Source organism: Paenibacillus harenae DSM 16969, assembly GCF_000422465.1.
GTDB classification, from domain to species: Bacteria; Bacillota; Bacilli; order Paenibacillales; family Paenibacillaceae; genus Pristimantibacillus; species Pristimantibacillus harenae.
Genome location: NZ_KE383846.1, coordinates 62013 through 78678, shown reverse-complemented (window position 1 = coordinate 78678; position 16666 = coordinate 62013). Strand labels below are relative to the sequence as shown.

Here is a 16666-nt window from a genome sequence, read left to right as displayed (position 1 = left end):
AAGCAGTCTGACCCAGTGTACTTGGTTCCAGACTGCTTCACGTAAATTACCCTCTACTTAAGATCCTTATAAATCTCCCGCATGACGTGCTTCAACTCAGGGATGACGATCTTGTTCATTGCAAGCTTGACGGCGCCCGATGAACCCGGCATGGAGAAAACGGCGGTATCGTTGTATACGCCGGCAACCGCGCGGCTGAGGATTGCAGCTGCGCCGATATCCTGGGCAAAACTGAGATAACGGAAAATTTCGCCGAAGCCCGGCATTTCTTTGTCCAGAAGGTCACGAACCGCTTCATACGTCGTATCGCGTCTGGCAATCCCCGTTCCGCCATTGATCAGTACCGCTTCGACCGCATTCCCGTCTGCAGCTTTACGAACGAGTGTTTGAATGGAAGAATACTCATCCTTCACGATATAGTAGTCAACAATTTCAAAGCCGCCTGCTTGTTGCAGCAACTCTTTCATTAGACGCCCGCTTGTATCTGTATCCGGCGTTCTCGTGTCGGATACGGTAATAATCATGCAGCGAACCGAAGCGGGCGCTTGACGCCGGTGTTCCTCAACTGAAGACATGTCTGGCACTCCCTAATTAACCTGCGATGATGTATCCATCATGCACCCTGAAAATTGCTCCTGGAACCAGGCCTGATCCAAATTCCGGCCGATTATAACGATTTCACTCTTTCTCGTCTCGCCCAGTCTCCAGTCGCGATCCGGTATAGAACTGAATAGCATATGAATCCCCTGAAAAACAATCCGCTGCTTTACGCCTCGGATATTGAGGATCCCCTTGTAACGAAACGTATCCGGGCCGTGTTCTTGAAGCCATTTTCCGAAGAATGCCTCCAGTTTGTTCAGATCAAGCGGACGTTCGTCGCTCATCACGATCGAGGTCACATCGTCGTCATGGTCATGATCTTCTTCCTCAAGGAAACCTGGATCCAGCTCCAGCTTCTTATCGAGGTCAAACGCATGGATACCGAGTATTTGGTTGACATCGATTTTGGATTGATGCGTCCGGTAAATTCGGGAGTACGGATTCATGGCATGCAGTCTTTGCTCCAGCTTTTTTAACTCTTCTGCATCGACAAGATCGGTCTTATTGAGCAAAATAACGTCGGCGAAGGCTACCTGCTCTTGGGCTTCGTGACCCTCATCCAGGTGCTGCGGCGCATGCTTGGCATCGACCATTGTGATGATAGCGTCCAGTTTATAAAATTCAGCCATTTCCTCGTCAACAAAGAATGTCTGTGCTACCGGCGCTGGATCAGCTAGTCCCGTTGTTTCAATGACAACCCGATCAAAGTCCGCTTTGCGGTCGCTGACACCGCGCTTGGCATCCATTAATTCACCTAGAATGCGAATCAAATCACCACGAACGGTACAACAGATACAGCCATTGTTCATTTCAAAAATTTCTTCGTCGGCTCCGACCACAAGCTGGTTATCGATCCCGACCTCGCCAAATTCGTTGACGATGACCGCAATCTTCTGCCCGTGATCAGCCGTCAGGATATGATTAAGCAATGTGGTCTTCCCTGCGCCAAGGAATCCGGTCAGAACAGAAACAGGAATTCGTTGATCTATGTTTTCTGCAAATGACAAGGAAATCACTCCTTAAATATATTTTTTGACTTATTCGTAATTATTACTAATAAGAGTATAGAGTCAGGTTTAGCTTCTGTCAAATACCGAAATACACGTCCGGGCGATTGTCCGCGAAACGCCGACCAGCCATGTAATTAATCTGTCAACGTTAGCCTAGCAGATGAATCCAGTCCTCCTCGATTCGCTCTCGGTTCAAATCAATTCCAATAAGGACGAGATAAGAGGGACCCTGATAATCCGTGATTTCCCAATTGATGCGTCTCCCGGCAAACTGGACAAGTTGGTTTTTATTCTTTTTATCATATACCGTCACATACCCTTTCGCCCGAAGCAGCTGTTCTCCCCACTGCTGCAAAAATTGCTCGATCTGTTTCACCGTAATCGTTGTATGTTCAGCCACAGGTAGTGTGATGGTTTGAACTCTGCTGAACGAAGCCGTTGCAGCAGCGTCTGCCTGACCATTATGCTCATGTTGATGATCGTATGTAGGGGCGGCCGTTTCTTGTTTACGAATAGGTCCAACGACTTTAAAGCTATTCCTTATCGTTGGTGCGTTGTAGACTAAAGTCCGTAAGCCTGAGAACACTTCCGTCATAACCATCTCGCTGTGTTGGGTGAAGTGGATGACGGCCGTAGCGTTTTGCTTTTTTACCGTTTTTTCGATTTTTAGCAGCTGTGAAGACGCAACCAGATCTGTTTTGTTGACTAGGACTGTATCCGCGACCTCCATCTGACGACGCAGCGTGCGTTTAAGAGCTTGATCCGTATTAAATAGACTGTTATACTCCAGCACCCATTCCGAGTCAAGCACCGTAATGATATGTCTAAGCTCCACACGGTTCAGCAAGAAAGGCTCCGTTAGCGCGTCGGCTACCTCCTCCGGATTTGCGACACCGGTGAGTTCGATGAATAGAACATCGGGATGCTGATCTATTAGCCGTCTTACGCTGACTGCAACCTCTGACTTTTTGCTGCAGCAAATGCATCCATCCAGCAATTTCTCCAGAGATGCGGCCGGCATGTCGGAATGGATTAGCCCGCCGTCCACGTCGGACTGTCCCAATTCGTTCATTAATACTGCTGATTTCAGTTGGAGACGATTCGCCTCTTGAAGCAGTCTCTGAAGCAATGTCGTTTTACCGCTTCCCAGAAAACCGCTTAGAATAATTACGGGAACTTTGCTCATGATAATCTCCCCTCGCTTACGCTTTGATTACATTCAGCTTCGCAACGGCGTCATGCAGATGAATCGATTCCTCATTTCTGCATTCCACAGTAAGGAACGGATAGGAAAAGAGTTTTTGTGTGAAAACATGTGTCTACTCCTTGTATATGCAATGATTTGCACATATAATCGTAATTGTTACGATTTATTATAGATACTAGCCCTTTTTTTGTCAAAGCAAGAGGAGAGGAGATATCCTATGACAACATGGAATCTGCAGCAGACCCGGTGTCACTTGCTCATTTGCAACGGCGGCAGCTGCATGAAGCGGGGCGGCGAGGAAGTAACCCAAGCGATTCGGGATGAAATTACGAAGCTTGGCGCCGACAAGCTGATTCATACGACACGGACACGTTGTAATGGACGTTGTGCAGACGCATGCGTCGTTATCGCTTACCCCGAGGGTGTATGGTACAAAGACATCAACCCTGAAACGGGCAGGCAGTTAGTCCGCAGGCATGTTGAAGGGCAGCAGTTGGAGGAGCAGATCTTGTACTCGTTCGATCGGCAATTTATCGCTTCAGACCGAGCGGTCGAAGGAATAGCAAAGGGGTAACAGACGAATTTTTTTCTTGCAAGAGGAGGAACAAATATGTCCTGGTATGAACAAAGCTTTGGCGTCGATTATTTAACCGTATATACCCATCGAAATGCGGAGCAGGCGGAGGGGGAAGTCGCGCAAATGATGCAATGGCTTCGTTTGCCAAACCAGGCGAAAGTCCTCGACTTATGCTGCGGGATGGGAAGGCATTCGCTTCGTCTGGCCGATCTCGGCTTTGACGTGACAGGGTTTGACCTTTCGGAGGTGCTGCTTGCGGAGGCAGGAGCGAAGGATACAGCTTCTAACGTCCGCTGGGTTCAAGGCGATATGCGCAGCCTTCCGTTTCCGAGGCATGCGTATGACGCTGTTGTTAATTTGTTTACTTCGTTTGGTTACTTTGATCAAGATGAGGAGAACCGCAAGGTGCTTTCGGAGATAGACAAAGTGTTAAAGCCGCGCGGGAAATGGATCATCGACTACTTGAACCCCGATGTTGTAGTTTCACGCTTGATACACGAATCTGAGCGTAAAGAGAACAGCGTCACGATTCGTGAAGTAAGAAGAGTGGAAGACGGCATGGTGAAGAAACAGATTGCAGTCTGCGAAGAAGAAGGATCGCCGCGACACTACATAGAGCAAGTGAAGCTGTACACCTTTACTGATTTTGAGCGAATGCTGCAAGGCACATCCCTTGTCTTAGATCAAGCATATGGTGATTACTCGGGCTCGGAGTACGTTGCAGCTGTTTCTCCACGAATGATTCTGGTTGGTCATAAACGGTAGCGATTAGGCGCGAGAGGACGAATACGCTGCTAAGGTGTTGTTGAAAGATGAGGAGAACGCAATGTCCATATTTAAATCTTATTATTCGTTTGTGAAACCGTATTGGAAGCTTGTACTCGTAACTGTAATTATTGGAATGATTAAATTTGCAATCCCCATGACGCTTCCGCTTTTAATGAAATATGTCGTTGACGATTTAATACTAAGCAATCAGCCAACGGATGTGAAGGTTGAAAAACTAATCTATGTTATGCTGCTTGCATTTGGACTTTTTGTCTTGATCAGAGCGCCTATTGAATACTTTAGGCAATACTTTGCCCAGTTAATTACAAGCCGGATTCTCTACGATTTGCGTAATCGGCTCTATGCCCATATCCAAAAATTGTCTTTAAGATTCTATCAAAATCATAAAGCCGGCGAGATTATATCCAGGATGATCAATGATGCCGAACAAACAAAAAGTATTGTCGAAACCGGGATGATGAATGTATGGCTGGATATATTCACTTTGTCGATCGCTCTTGGATTTATGTTCTACATGGATTTTGAGCTGACGTTAGTTTCCATTGCCGTTTTTCCCTTATATGCAATATCGGTCAAAAAATTGTACAAGAGATTAAGAGAGTATACGAAATCAAGGTCACAGGCGCTGGCCAATATGCAAAGCTATTTGTTTGAACGGGTTAACGGTATGCCAGTGATTAAAAGTTTTACGCTTGAGAAAGTGGAACGAGCCCATTTCGATCATAAAAATCAAACCTTTTTGCAAAGGGCATTAGCGCTTACCAAATGGAATGCATTAACGAACGCGATCATTAACACCCTAACGGACATGGCTCCCTTATTGGTTTTATGTTATGGAGGCTACCAGGTGATTCTTGGGAATATTACGTTAGGTGCTTTTATCGCATTTTTTGCTTATTTAGACCGACTTTATAGTCCTCTGCGCCGACTCGTTAATTCATCAACGGAATTAACTCAGGCATCTGCCTCGCTGGAGAGGGTAATTGAACTCATGAATGAACCTTATGAAATTGTTGATTCATCAAATGCGAATTCCATAAACGATGTAAAAGGAAAAATTGATTTTGACGAGGTCTGTTTTCGTTATACAGCGAATTCAGAATGGATTCTTAATCATGTACAGCTTAGTATCCAACCAGGCGAAACAGTAGCTTTCGTTGGCATGAGCGGAGGAGGCAAATCATCGCTAGTCAGTTTGATTCCAAGGTTTTACGATATTCAAGAAGGAATCATTCGGCTTGACGATACGGATATAAAAGATATCACCATCAAAAGTCTCCGGAGTCAAATCGGAATGGTTTTGCAGGATAATATTCTGTTCAGCGGCAGCGTCCGTGAAAATATCCTCTTTGGAAATCCTGATGCATCGGAAGATCAAATCATTCAAGCGGCCCAGGCTGCCAATGCTCATGAATTTATCTCGAACCTCCATGACGGATACGGGACGGAGATCGGGGAACGGGGCGTAAAGCTGTCGGGGGGACAGAAGCAAAGAATTGCCATTGCCAGAGTATTTCTTAAAAATCCCAGAATCTTGATCCTTGATGAAGCGACCTCGGCGCTCGATTTGGAATCGGAGCAGTTGATCCAGGCATCGCTTGAGAAACTGGCTAAGGACAGAACTACCCTGATTGTCGCGCACCGGTTGTCGACGATTACTCATGCGGATCAAATTGTACTTATCGAGAACGGCGTGATTAAAGAAAAAGGTACACACGATGAACTAATGAGAAAAGAGGGAGGGTATGCTCGTTTGTTTAATGTGCAAAATTTAAATAAAGTCGAAGATTTATAAAACCGTAAATCAAGCCGGGAAAGAAGAAGTTGCTATAGCAAGATGCCAAACTAATCAATTGACGAATAAGAAGGCAGCTGATAAACTACATTAAGCGTAATTATTACTATTAACCGATTTCGATCGGTTTTTTTCTTGCTTTCACATCGTAATAATTACTAACTATAAACGAAGTAATTTAGAAGGGCGGTGCGGCCAGTGAAGGAACGGGATGCAGAGCTTATTGTTCAGTCCATGAACAGACATGGTCTGCGAATAACAGAACAACGCAGAACGATTGCCCGGCTGTTCGCTAATGCCACAGGATTTTTGTCGGCTAAGGAAGTGTTTCTTGGTATGGTCGATAAATACAACGGTCTTAGCTTTAATACGGTTTATCGTAATTTGAAATTGTTAGAGGAGTTAGGTGTAATCGAGCGATTTCAGATTGAGGATAGCATTAAATATCGAGTTGGCTGCTTCGAACGGAATCACCATCATCATCATCTAATCTGTCTAACATGCAGCCGTGTTTTTCCGCTCGAAACATGCCCAATGGACAATTTCCAGGCTCCTGATCATTTTCAGATTGTAAAACATAAATTTGAGATTTACGGCTATTGCGGCAATTGTCAGCGGCGAGGCATCGGAGAAGACGCCGGTACGATGTCGGCATAACCTTCTTCAAATTTTATGAATGAAAGGATGATTCCATTGCTCCTTGCTTCCATGGATAAAGTGGTGTTCGGTTATAGCGACGTGCCCTGCTTAGAGAGTGCGAACATGGATATTTATTCCGGCGAATTCGTCGCGGTAACGGGCCCTAACGGCGCTTCCAAAACGACGCTGCTCAAGCTTTCGCTTGGCTTGATTAAGCCTTGGCGCGGCGACGTTTACTTAGCTAAGCGGAATCAGAGCGGCAAGAAGCTGGTTATTGGATATGTTCCACAGCAGATTGCCGCGTTCAACAGCGGATTTCCCAGTACGATTCTAGAATTCGTTCTATCGGGCACTTATGTGAGGGGTTCTTGGCTTCGTAAGCTTAGCCATAGAGATCACGCCTTTACGGAGCAAGCGCTTCGCCAGGTGGGCATGTGGCAGCATCGTAACCGGAAGATCGGCGAGCTTTCAGGAGGGCAGAAGCAGCGAATTTGCATTGCCCGCGCATTAGCGCAGCAGCCGGACTTACTCATAATGGATGAGCCGACTACCGGTATGGATCAGGAAAGCAGATTCGGCTTCTATGAGTTGATGCATCATCATGTGAAAGAGCATGGACGGACCGTCGTTATGGTTACCCATAGTCTTACAGAGGTTCACTCCTACCTGGACCGTATTATTGAGCTGGAAAAGAAGGAGGAAGGAGGATGGAAATGCTGCACTACGACTTCATGCAGCGGGCATTTTTCGCCGGCGGGCTAATCGCTCTGGTTGCTTCTGTTCTTGGCGTGTATCTCATGCTTAGGCGCCAAGCGCTGATGGCTGATATGCTCTCGCATGTCTCGCTGGCGGGAGTAGCAGGAGGCGCATATCTTCAACTTAATCCGTCGCTTACGGGTTTTGTTATTGCGATTGCAGGAGCCATTGCTGTGGAATATGTAAGAAGATCGTACAAGACGTACAGCGAGATCTCTACAGCCATTATTATGATTGGCGGCTTGTCCAGTGCGGTTGTGCTAATGAGCTTGAATCAAGGCATGAATAAAAGCTTCTCGTCTTATTTGTTCGGCTCCGTCGTAGCGGTGAATCAAACCGAATTGTCTTTAATGATCGCAGTAGCCTTAATTGGGGCCATATTCTTTATTGTGTTCCGCAGACCTTTGTATCAAATAACCTTTGATGAGGAGACGGCCGCGACGAACGGTATTCCGGTCAAATGGATCTCGCTTATCTTCAGCATAATTACCGGAATGATTGTCGCTGCAGCTATGCCGATTGTCGGCGTGCTGTTAGTATCTTCACTGATCGTATTGCCCGCTGCGCTTGCAATCCGGGTTTCGCCAAGCTTTACATCTGCTCTGTTCATCGCAATGGGAATTGGATTAATTGGCGTCTTCTCAGGTCTAACCGCCTCATATGAACTTAGTACGCCGCCCGGAGGGACAATTGCGATTGTACTCTTAGTTCTGTTGGTTGCCGGAATTGCTGCCAAGAAGCTGATGTTACATGCGGGCAAATTAAGAAGCAAACATTCAAATCGTAAAGCGGACACCGTTAGTACCGCATTTCCTCGTTTCACGAAGAATTCATCCATTCATACAACCGGAGGTAAAGAAAATGAAAGCATGGTCTAGCAAAATATTTCTAATTTCTACAGTAACCGCATTACTATTGGCAGGGTGCGGAGGAAATAACGAGGGTATGAATAACAGCAGCGGCGAGTCTGCGGACAGCGGTAAGAAGTTGAAGGTTGTAACAACCTTTTATCCAATGTACGAATTCAGTAAGCAGGTTGCCGGAGAGCACGCTGACGTCATTGGCTTGATTCCTGCCGGCAGCGAACCGCATGATTGGGAGCCAAGCGCCAAGGATATGGCTAATATTAAAGAAGCAGATATATTCATCTATAACGGAATTGTCGAAGGCTGGGCAGAGCAAGCACTAGAAAGCACTCCAAATGATAAGCGTATTGTGGTAGAAGCAATTGGCGGAATACAGCTGATGGAAGGCGAAGAGCATGGTCATGAAGAAGATGGCCATGAAGAAGAAGGTCATGAGGAGGAAAAGCACGAAGAGGAGCACGAAGAAGAGGGGGGGAGCCTCGATCCGCATATCTGGTTGAGTCCGGTGTTGGCGCAGCAGGAGGTGCTTGCGATTCAAGAAGCATTCGAGAAAGCTGACCCCGCGCATAAGGATGATTACAAGGCGAATGCGGATGCTTATATTACTAAACTGAAAGAACTGGATGATGCTTTTAAATCCGGACTTCAAGGCGTTAAGCATACCGAGTTTATAACCCAACATGCGGCATTCGGCTATCTTGCCAAGGAATATGGTCTGACCCAGGTTCCGATTGCGGGGCTGTCGCCGGATCAGGAACCGTCTCCAGAGCAGATGGCGGAAGTGGTTGCTTTTGCGAAAGAGCATGAGATTAATACGATTTTCTTTGAGACGCTCGTCGACCCGAAGATCGCTCAGACGATCGCGGATGAGATCGGCGCTAAAACGGATGTGCTTAATCCGATCGAAGGGCTGACGGACGAGGACAAGAAAAACAATCTCGACTATATCGGCATTATGACCAACAACCTGGAAGCCTTGAAGAAAGCATTAAACGATTAGCAGTCTGTTTAACGGCCCGGAATAATTATATTTATATTCGAAGAAAGCTGACGCTTATGAATGAGTGTCAGCTTTCTTGTTGGCTTAATTTAGTCCTTAATGACTAATTTTCGACATTTTGTATGGGGGGCGATTAACTAACGTCGACAATCCTTTTGAAGCTGCCCCCTTCTTGCAAGAATACCTTCCATAGTTAAGATCAAGACTATAAGAGGCAAGCTGAAATCGTTATCACTGACTTTAAGGAGAGAAGTGCGACGTATCTCTGACCTATGCCGCAAACATGAAGATTACCACCGGGATTATCGAGCGATAACGCAAGCCTAATAGCATAAGGTAATGAACACTATAATAAAATACAGGCTGCCGTTATCAAACGGCAGCCTGTATTTTATTAACGTAATAATGGAAAATCACCTTGTACTTAATTATTAGTTTAATCGAGCCAAAAAGATAAGTCTACAATTTCCCGAAAATATGTATTAGTCTAAGTTAATACCGGCCGGTGAACTAAGATATGTGGAGGTGCATTATGGTAAATGAAGGAGTATTGAAAAAAGCGGCTACGTCCTTTCAATTCGATTTGGAGACTTTGCTCTTTATTAGTAACTCAACGAATGAAGTATACCGGTTTACTAAAAACAATAAGCCTCATATCTTACGGTTATCTCAGCGGCCCTCTGCTTTTATTGGAAAAATAAAAGCAGAAGTTGAGTGGGTCTACTACTTAGCCAACAATGGAGTACATGTTTCGTTACCTATTAAGAGCTATGATGGTCAGTTAGCCGTTATTTATTATGATGCTGATAAGTGTGCCATTGCTACGGCATTCGAGATGGCAACAGGGCGATTCTTTGAAAAAGACCAACCACACATGTGGGGAACGGCTATTTTCAATAAGTGGGGAGAAACAATGGGGAAAATGCATCGACTTTCAGAGTCATATGATGCTACAGGTATAAAACGGGATGAATAATTTTTATATAGATAACGGAGACATCACGGTTTTTGACTTTGATGATAGTATATATGGTTGGTTTGCCTTGGACATTGCAATAGCGGCAACTCATGCTAACTGGTGGGGATCCCCAGCCAATGATCGAAAAATAAAAAATGAATTCTCTAAGCGCTTCCTGAATGATTTCTTAACAGGGTACATTAAGCACAATGATCTTGATAAGCACTGGTTACAGCAGATTCCGATGTTTATGGACTACCGAAATATATGCTCGTTTTTCTGGTGGCTCCATAATTGGAATGGAGATGAAGGTCGGCTCTCGGAAATTCAACAGAAAGCAGTAATGGATGCGGTAAAACTCATTCAATCCGATCAACGTTTTGACGGTTGCGACATACAAATTTAAAGCCAACTATAGCACGGATTTAAAGAGATATTGAAGGATAAAGGAGGCACTTCATGACGAAGACGACGTTATATTTGACTCGACATGGTGAAACGGAATGGAATGTTGAAGGTAAACTACAAGGTCATAAAGACTCGCCTTTAACTATATGGGGTAGACGTCAAGCGATATGGCTGGGAACCTCACTCAAGGATATTGAATTCGATGCCATTTACTCCAGTGCGAGTCAAAGAGCATGCCACACTGCCGAAATAATTCGTGATAAGCGAAAAATACATATTTCTTCATGTGACAGCCTGATGGAAATCAATTTGGGTTCTTGGGAAGGGAAACGACGAGCGGAAATTGAAAGCAGTTTCCCTGATGAGCATAAAGCCTTTTGGAATGACCCGCATCTGTATAAACCTACAAACGGCGGCGAATCTTTTTTTCAGCTACAAGATCGATTAATTCCAAAAGTAAAAGATATGATATCTGAACATAAGGGTGGCAATGTTCTAATTGTTACTCATGCAATTGCGCTTAAAGTTATCATGTCTTTTTTTAAGGGAGATCCCCTTGAACAATTATGGACTCCGCCAATCATTCAACCTACCGCATTAAACAAAATTGTTATTGAAGGTAATGATTTCAACATTGAACTGCATGGGGATATTTCGCATTATCAAACCGTTCGAAAAGCGGTGGGAGCTATAGCGTATCAAGGGAAACGATTCGTTTTAATTCATAAAGTAATGAATACTTTTAGGGAGCCATCCGGAGTTTGGGATTTTCCAAAAGGCGGTTTGGAAGATGGGGATTTAAGCTTAGAGGATACGGTTATTCGAGAATTGTATGAGGAGACAGGAACAGATAAATATATAGTAAAACAAGAACTTCCTGAGAAAATAATGCTAGATTTTACCGATGACGTCAGGAAACGGATTGGTTATGAACGACAGGAAACAACCATGTTCCTTGTTGAGTTTATTGGAAATCAAAATGATTTAAAGCCGCGTGACAAAGAAATAGATGAAATATTGCTTGTTGAATCAGAACGTATTTTGGATAAGCTATCCCATGAAGAAACAGCTGCGTATGTTCAGAAGCATTGGCATTTATTGATTCAGTATATGTTTTGAAGATAGATGGAAAAACAATTCTTCTCAAATAGCGGCTTATCTAAATCTAACGGAAAGGAGCGCCCTTATTCGATCCATTTTTAAAGAAATGATTCAAGTTTCCCACTAATAGTGGCGTTCAGCTCCGTTAGTATTTCAAGACACCAGTTATCGCTTCAATAGCGGTTGTATCCTCCGTTAGAAAAATCAACGGCTATCGGGTTTACAAATCGGCAGCATAACAGGTAACGCCGGGGTAACGTTAGTTAATAAAGCAGCAGCAGTCTAAGACTTTATTTTTTGAGTCTTTAGCTGCTGCTTTTTTTATTTCTATCCATCTATATAAGTTAAACATAAGAAACGAAACCGCGGAGCGGAGAGAGCCAATCGTTCAGGAGAAACGAAGTGGTCGCTTTTTGCAGTCCAAATGGTCACCTAACGGGTTAACTGTCAATGCTAACGGTCGCCACAGGACCTAATGATGCGAAATGCTCCTATAATCAATAGAATCACGATAATAGCCGCGCTCACAACCGTTAGAGTCTGAGTGGGCGCCAAATAAGCCAAATAACCTCTGCAGCAACCGTTAGAGCGGGCAACGGCGGTGGAATGCAGCAAGTTTTAAAACCCCCACATTTAATCGACAGCCTTGTCTGAGCCCTAATTTGCTAAAAAAGCATGTTTCAAAATTGTAACGGCTGCTACAGGCCTTATCCGAAGATTTTCAGCCCGAAAATGAGCTGAAATCGGGAAATAGCGTCTGTCAGCTCCGTTACATTTTTAAAATGGCCGATATTGCGCAAATAACGTATGTGGCGTCCGTTAAACGAATCAAGTGGCATGTGTCAGCCATATCTCTCCACTCGAGTCGCGCAATTCTCTGGTTCAACTTATCTAGCATTTAAGTTTATTTTTTATAAAAAGAGGTAAACGAATTGCAAAGATTCGCCGGGCCTGTCCATGTATGATTCATCTATCAACAAAATTTCACCGATTAAGCGAGAGGGGTTAGACGGATATGAAAAAGACATTGGCATTTATTGTTATGACAGCGCTTATTATGGTTTTGGCGGCTTGCGGCGGCAATGGCGGCACCCAATCGAACGGCGGCAGCACAGATGGAGGGGACAGCGGCAAAGGAATGGTCGGCATCTCGATGCCGACCAAGTCGTCCGAGCGTTGGGTGGGCGACGGCGCCAACATGAAGAGCGAATTTGAAGCGCTCGGTTACGGGGTAGACCTGCAGTACGCCGAAGACGTGATCGAAAATCAGGTCTCCCAAATCGAGAACATGATCACGAAAGGCGTCAAGGTTCTGGTTGTCGCTTCGATCGATGGCGAATCCCTGACGGACGTGCTGCAGAAGGCGGCCGACGAGGACATTAAAGTGATCGCATACGACCGTTTAATCAAAAATACCGAGCATGTCAGCTATTACGCGACATTCGACAACTTTAAGGTAGGCGTCCTTCAGGCTTCTTACCTGGAGGAGAAGCTTGGCCTGAAGGACGGCAAGGGACCGTTCAACATCGAGCTGTTCGCCGGCTCGCCGGACGATAACAATGCTTACTTCTTCTTCGACGGCGCGATGTCTGTTCTGCAGCCGTATATCGATAACGGCAAGCTTGTCGTGAAGAGCGGCCAGACCAGCATGGAGCAAGTGGCGACGCTTCGTTGGGACGGAGCGACCGCGCAATCCCGAATGGATAATCTGCTCAGCGCCAATTATACCAGCGATACGGTGCACGCCGTACTGTCGCCTTATGACGGCATCAGCATCGGTATTATTTCTTCCTTGAAAGGCGTAGGCTACGGCTCCGGCGACAAGCCGATGCCGGTCATCAGCGGACAGGATGCGGAGCTTGCTTCCATTAAATCGATAATCGCCGGCGAGCAGACTTCCACTGTATTCAAAGATACGCGAGAGCTGGCCAAGGTGGCCGTAAGCATGGCTGAAGCCGTCATCGAAGGGAAAGAAGCAACGGTTAACGACACGGAAACGTACGACAACGGCGTGAAGGTGGTTCCGTCCTTCCTGCTCGAGCCGGTATCGGTCGATAAGGAAAATTACAAGGCCGTATTGATTGATTCCGGCTATTACAGCGAAGACGAATTGAAATAAAGGTTATCAGCGGCGCTCAACGGAGTTATAACGCGGCGGCCTTCGGGCCGTCCTTACATCTTTTCAATTTCTTTGAAGGCATGGTGATGGCTTTGACTGATGTGATATTGGAAATGCGCGGGATCACCAAAACCTTTCCGGGCGTGAAAGCGCTGGAGAATGTTAATTTAAAGGTAAAACAAGGCGAAATCCATGCATTGATGGGCGAGAACGGAGCGGGCAAATCAACGCTCATGAAAGTGTTATCCGGCGTATACCCGCACGGAACTTATGAAGGCGACATTTTATTCAAGGGGAATACCTGCGAATTTAAAAATATTCGGAACAGCGAGCAGCTCGGCATTGTTATTATCCACCAGGAGCTGGCGCTTATCCCTCAGCTGTCGGTCGCGGAAAACATTTTTCTCGGCAACGAGCGGATGAAGCGCGGCGTTATCGATTGGAACCGGACGATCGTGCGCACCCGGGAGCTGCTGAGCACGGTTGGACTGCCGGAATCGCCGAATACGGTTGCCGGTTCGATGGGCGTCGGCAAGCAGCAGCTGGTTGAGATCGCTAAAGCGTTGTCCAAGGAAGTCAAGCTGCTCATATTGGACGAACCGACGGCTGCGCTTAACGAAGAGGACAGCGAAAATTTGCTTAATCTGATGCTGTCGTTCAAGGAGCAGGGGATTACCTCCATTATTATTTCCCATAAACTGAATGAAATCATGAAGGTAGCCGATTCGATTACTATTTTGCGCGACGGGCAAACCATCGAGACGCTGAACGTGAAGGAAGACAGCATTACGGAAGACCGCATTATCAAAGGAATGGTGGGACGCGATTTGACGAACCGCTATCCGGAACGGGAGCCGAAGATCGGGGACGTGCTGTTCGAAGCGAGACGCTGGAACGTGTATCACCCGGCGGAAGCGGACCGGAAGGTTATTGACGATGTCAGCTTCGACGTCAAGCGGGGCGAGGTGGTCGGCATCGCCGGATTGATGGGCGCGGGCCGCACGGAGCTTGCGATGAGCATTTTCGGACAAGCCTACGGCAGCAAGATCAGCGGACAACTCTATAAAGAAGGCCGGGAGATCAAGCTGAACGACATCAGTAAAGCGATTGACGAAGGCATCGCTTACGTAACGGAGGACCGGAAGGAATACGGCCTTGTCCTGATGGACGACATCAAACGGAATACGACGCTGGCCAACCTGCGCGGCATATCCAAATGGTTCGTCGTAGACGATTATCAAGAAATCGCCGAGGCGGAAGGCTTCCGCAAGAAGCTGAAAATTAAAACGCCGAGCATTCATCAGAAAACAGGCAACTTAAGCGGCGGCAATCAGCAGAAAGTGGTGCTCAGCAAATGGATCTTCACGGGTCCGGATTTGCTCATCTTGGATGAGCCTACGCGGGGAATCGATGTCGGAGCGAAATACGAAATCTATACGATTATTAATCAATTGGCCGAGCAAGGCAAAGGAATTCTGATGATTTCCTCCGAACTGCCCGAGCTGCTCGGCATGTGCGACCGGATCTATGTAATGAGCGAAGGCCGCTTTACCGGGGAGGTTCCGAGAGCCGAGGCCAACCAGGAAACGATTATGAAATATATGACGACGACCAGGGGGTAGAATCAGCGTGGAGACCGCTCTGAAATTATTGCGCAGCAATATGCGGCAATACGGCATGTTCATTGCTTTAATCTTAATCATGCTTTTGTTTCAATTTCTTTCCGACGGCATTCTTTTAAAGCCGCTTAACATTACGAATCTTATTTTGCAAAATAGTTACATTCTTATTCTGGCGATCGGCATGCTTCTCGTCATCATAACCGGCCATATCGATCTGTCGGTAGGTTCTATTGCGGCTTTTGTCGGCGCGGTATCGGCTATCATGATGGTGAAGTACGGCATGCCCTTCCCGGCCGCGATGGTATTGTCGCTCCTGATCGGCGCGGCAGTCGGCGCTTGGCAGGGCTTCTGGGTCGCCTATGTACGGATACCGTCCTTCATTGTCACTCTAGCGGGGATGCTGCTGTTCCGGGGGCTGACGATGCTCGTGCTCGACGGCAAATCGGTCGCGCCTTTTCCGGAAGGGTTTCGCGCGATCAGCACGGGCTTTCTTCCGGATGTTCCGGGGAATTGGGATATCCATCTCCTCACGATTATCGTCGGCATTGTGCTGTCCGTGCTCTATTTGTTCATGGAATGGCGCGGCCGCATGATTCAGACACGGTATGAGCTTGAGCTGCTGCCGGTCCCTTTCTTCCTCTTGAAGCTGGCGGGAGTCCTTGCGATCATCAACCTGTTCACTTTCGTGCTGTCATCCTATAAAGGCTTGCCGAACATCCTGATCATGCTCTTCGTTCTGATCGTAGCGTATACCTTTGTCATGCGCAAAACGGTAATGGGCCGTCATATTTACGCCCTTGGCGGCAACGAGAAGGCGGCAAAGCTGTCGGGCGTCAAAACAAAGAAGATGACGTTCTGGGTATTCGTGAACATGGGCGTTCTTGCCGCGCTGGCCGGTCTTGTATTCGCGGCCCGCTTGAACGCGGCAACGCCGAAAGCCGGCGTGAATTTCGAGCTTGATGCGATCGCGGCCGTGTTCATCGGCGGGGCGTCCGCTACCGGCGGCGTCGGCACCGTCCTCGGCGCTATTATCGGCGGACTCGTCATGGGCGTCATGAATAACGGAATGTCGTTGATCGGCCTCGGCATCGATTATCAGCAAGGCATCAAGGGGCTTGTCCTGCTGCTGGCCGTCGCTTTCGATCTCTACAACAAGAATAAGTCCGCTTAAGGCAGGGCATCCTCAATTTTAAATGATTTGCAAAAGCGCGGAGGCGTT

Annotated in this window: 16 protein-coding genes; 13 read left to right on the top strand and 3 right to left on the bottom strand. The window is 46.6% G+C overall.

Going from position 1 to position 16666, the window contains the following annotated elements; all coding sequences use genetic code 11:
* Window positions 1-53: 53 nt before the first annotated feature.
* From H581_RS0130860 to H581_RS35970, 3 genes are all read right to left on the bottom strand, one after another.
* Window positions 54-575 (bottom strand): MogA/MoaB family molybdenum cofactor biosynthesis protein, encoded by a 522-nt coding sequence (locus H581_RS0130860; RefSeq protein ID WP_029192615.1) that lies wholly within the window; start codon window positions 573-575, stop codon window positions 54-56.
* Window positions 576-587: 12 nt separating this feature from the next.
* Complete coding sequence (locus H581_RS0130855; RefSeq protein ID WP_029192614.1) at window positions 588-1607, bottom strand: CobW family GTP-binding protein; 1020 nt, start codon at window positions 1605-1607, stop codon at window positions 588-590.
* A gap of 151 nt (window positions 1608-1758) precedes the next feature.
* Window positions 1759-2796: a CobW family GTP-binding protein gene (locus H581_RS35970; protein WP_036720687.1), complete on the bottom strand. Its 1038-nt coding sequence runs from the start codon at window positions 2794-2796 to the stop codon at window positions 1759-1761.
* 238 nt (window positions 2797-3034) lie between these two features.
* Between H581_RS35970 and H581_RS35965 the strand changes: the two genes are divergently transcribed.
* The 13 genes from H581_RS35965 to mmsB all read left to right on the top strand — a co-directional run bounded on the left by H581_RS35965 (window position 3035) and on the right by mmsB (window position 16618).
* Window positions 3035-3391, top strand: a complete 357-nt coding sequence (locus H581_RS35965; RefSeq protein ID WP_036720684.1) for a (2Fe-2S) ferredoxin domain-containing protein — start codon at window positions 3035-3037, stop codon at window positions 3389-3391.
* Between the two features lie 36 nt (window positions 3392-3427).
* Entirely contained in the window at window positions 3428-4159 is a 732-nt protein-coding gene (locus H581_RS0130840) for a class I SAM-dependent methyltransferase (RefSeq protein ID WP_029192613.1), read from the top strand.
* A gap of 61 nt (window positions 4160-4220) precedes the next feature.
* The gene (locus tag H581_RS0130835; protein ID WP_029192612.1) at window positions 4221-5978 is read left to right on the top strand and encodes an ABC transporter ATP-binding protein; all 1758 of its coding nucleotides are present in this window, start codon (window positions 4221-4223) and stop codon (window positions 5976-5978) included.
* A 198-nt stretch (window positions 5979-6176) separates the two neighbouring features.
* Entirely contained in the window at window positions 6177-6635 is a 459-nt protein-coding gene (locus H581_RS38690; RefSeq protein ID WP_245600209.1) for a Fur family transcriptional regulator, read from the top strand.
* Between the two features lie 36 nt (window positions 6636-6671).
* Window positions 6672-7379, top strand: a complete 708-nt coding sequence (locus H581_RS38685; protein WP_029192610.1) for a metal ABC transporter ATP-binding protein — start codon at window positions 6672-6674, stop codon at window positions 7377-7379.
* Window positions 7325-8251 (top strand): metal ABC transporter permease, encoded by a 927-nt coding sequence (locus tag H581_RS35960; protein ID WP_084134879.1) that lies wholly within the window; start codon window positions 7325-7327, stop codon window positions 8249-8251. Before H581_RS38685 ends, H581_RS35960 begins: the two co-directional genes overlap by 55 nt.
* Window positions 8235-9239, top strand: coding sequence for a metal ABC transporter substrate-binding protein (locus H581_RS0130815; protein WP_029192609.1), 1005 nt, complete (start codon window positions 8235-8237; stop codon window positions 9237-9239). Before H581_RS35960 ends, H581_RS0130815 begins: the two co-directional genes overlap by 17 nt.
* A 532-nt stretch (window positions 9240-9771) precedes the next feature.
* Window positions 9772-10215, top strand: a complete 444-nt coding sequence (locus tag H581_RS0130810; RefSeq protein WP_029192608.1) for an aminoglycoside phosphotransferase/kinase family protein — start codon at window positions 9772-9774, stop codon at window positions 10213-10215.
* On the top strand, window positions 10208-10603 hold the full coding sequence (locus tag H581_RS0130805; protein ID WP_029192607.1) for an aminoglycoside phosphotransferase/kinase family protein: 396 nt from the start codon (window positions 10208-10210) through the stop codon (window positions 10601-10603). Before H581_RS0130810 ends, H581_RS0130805 begins: the two co-directional genes overlap by 8 nt.
* A 53-nt stretch (window positions 10604-10656) precedes the next feature.
* Window positions 10657-11724 carry a histidine phosphatase family protein gene (locus tag H581_RS37530; protein ID WP_084134878.1) on the top strand — a complete coding sequence of 356 codons (1068 nt, stop codon included), beginning with the start codon at window positions 10657-10659 and terminating at the stop codon, window positions 11722-11724.
* Window positions 11725-12721: 997 nt separating this feature from the next.
* On the top strand, window positions 12722-13825 hold the full coding sequence (gene chvE / locus H581_RS0130790) for a multiple monosaccharide ABC transporter substrate-binding protein (RefSeq protein ID WP_029192606.1): 1104 nt from the start codon (window positions 12722-12724) through the stop codon (window positions 13823-13825).
* Between the two features lie 92 nt (window positions 13826-13917).
* Window positions 13918-15447: a multiple monosaccharide ABC transporter ATP-binding protein gene (gene mmsA / locus H581_RS0130785; protein WP_029192605.1), complete on the top strand. Its 1530-nt coding sequence runs from the start codon at window positions 13918-13920 to the stop codon at window positions 15445-15447.
* A gap of 7 nt (window positions 15448-15454) precedes the next feature.
* On the top strand, window positions 15455-16618 hold the full coding sequence (gene mmsB / locus H581_RS0130780; protein WP_029192604.1) for a multiple monosaccharide ABC transporter permease: 1164 nt from the start codon (window positions 15455-15457) through the stop codon (window positions 16616-16618).
* Window positions 16619-16666 lie beyond the last annotated feature (48 nt).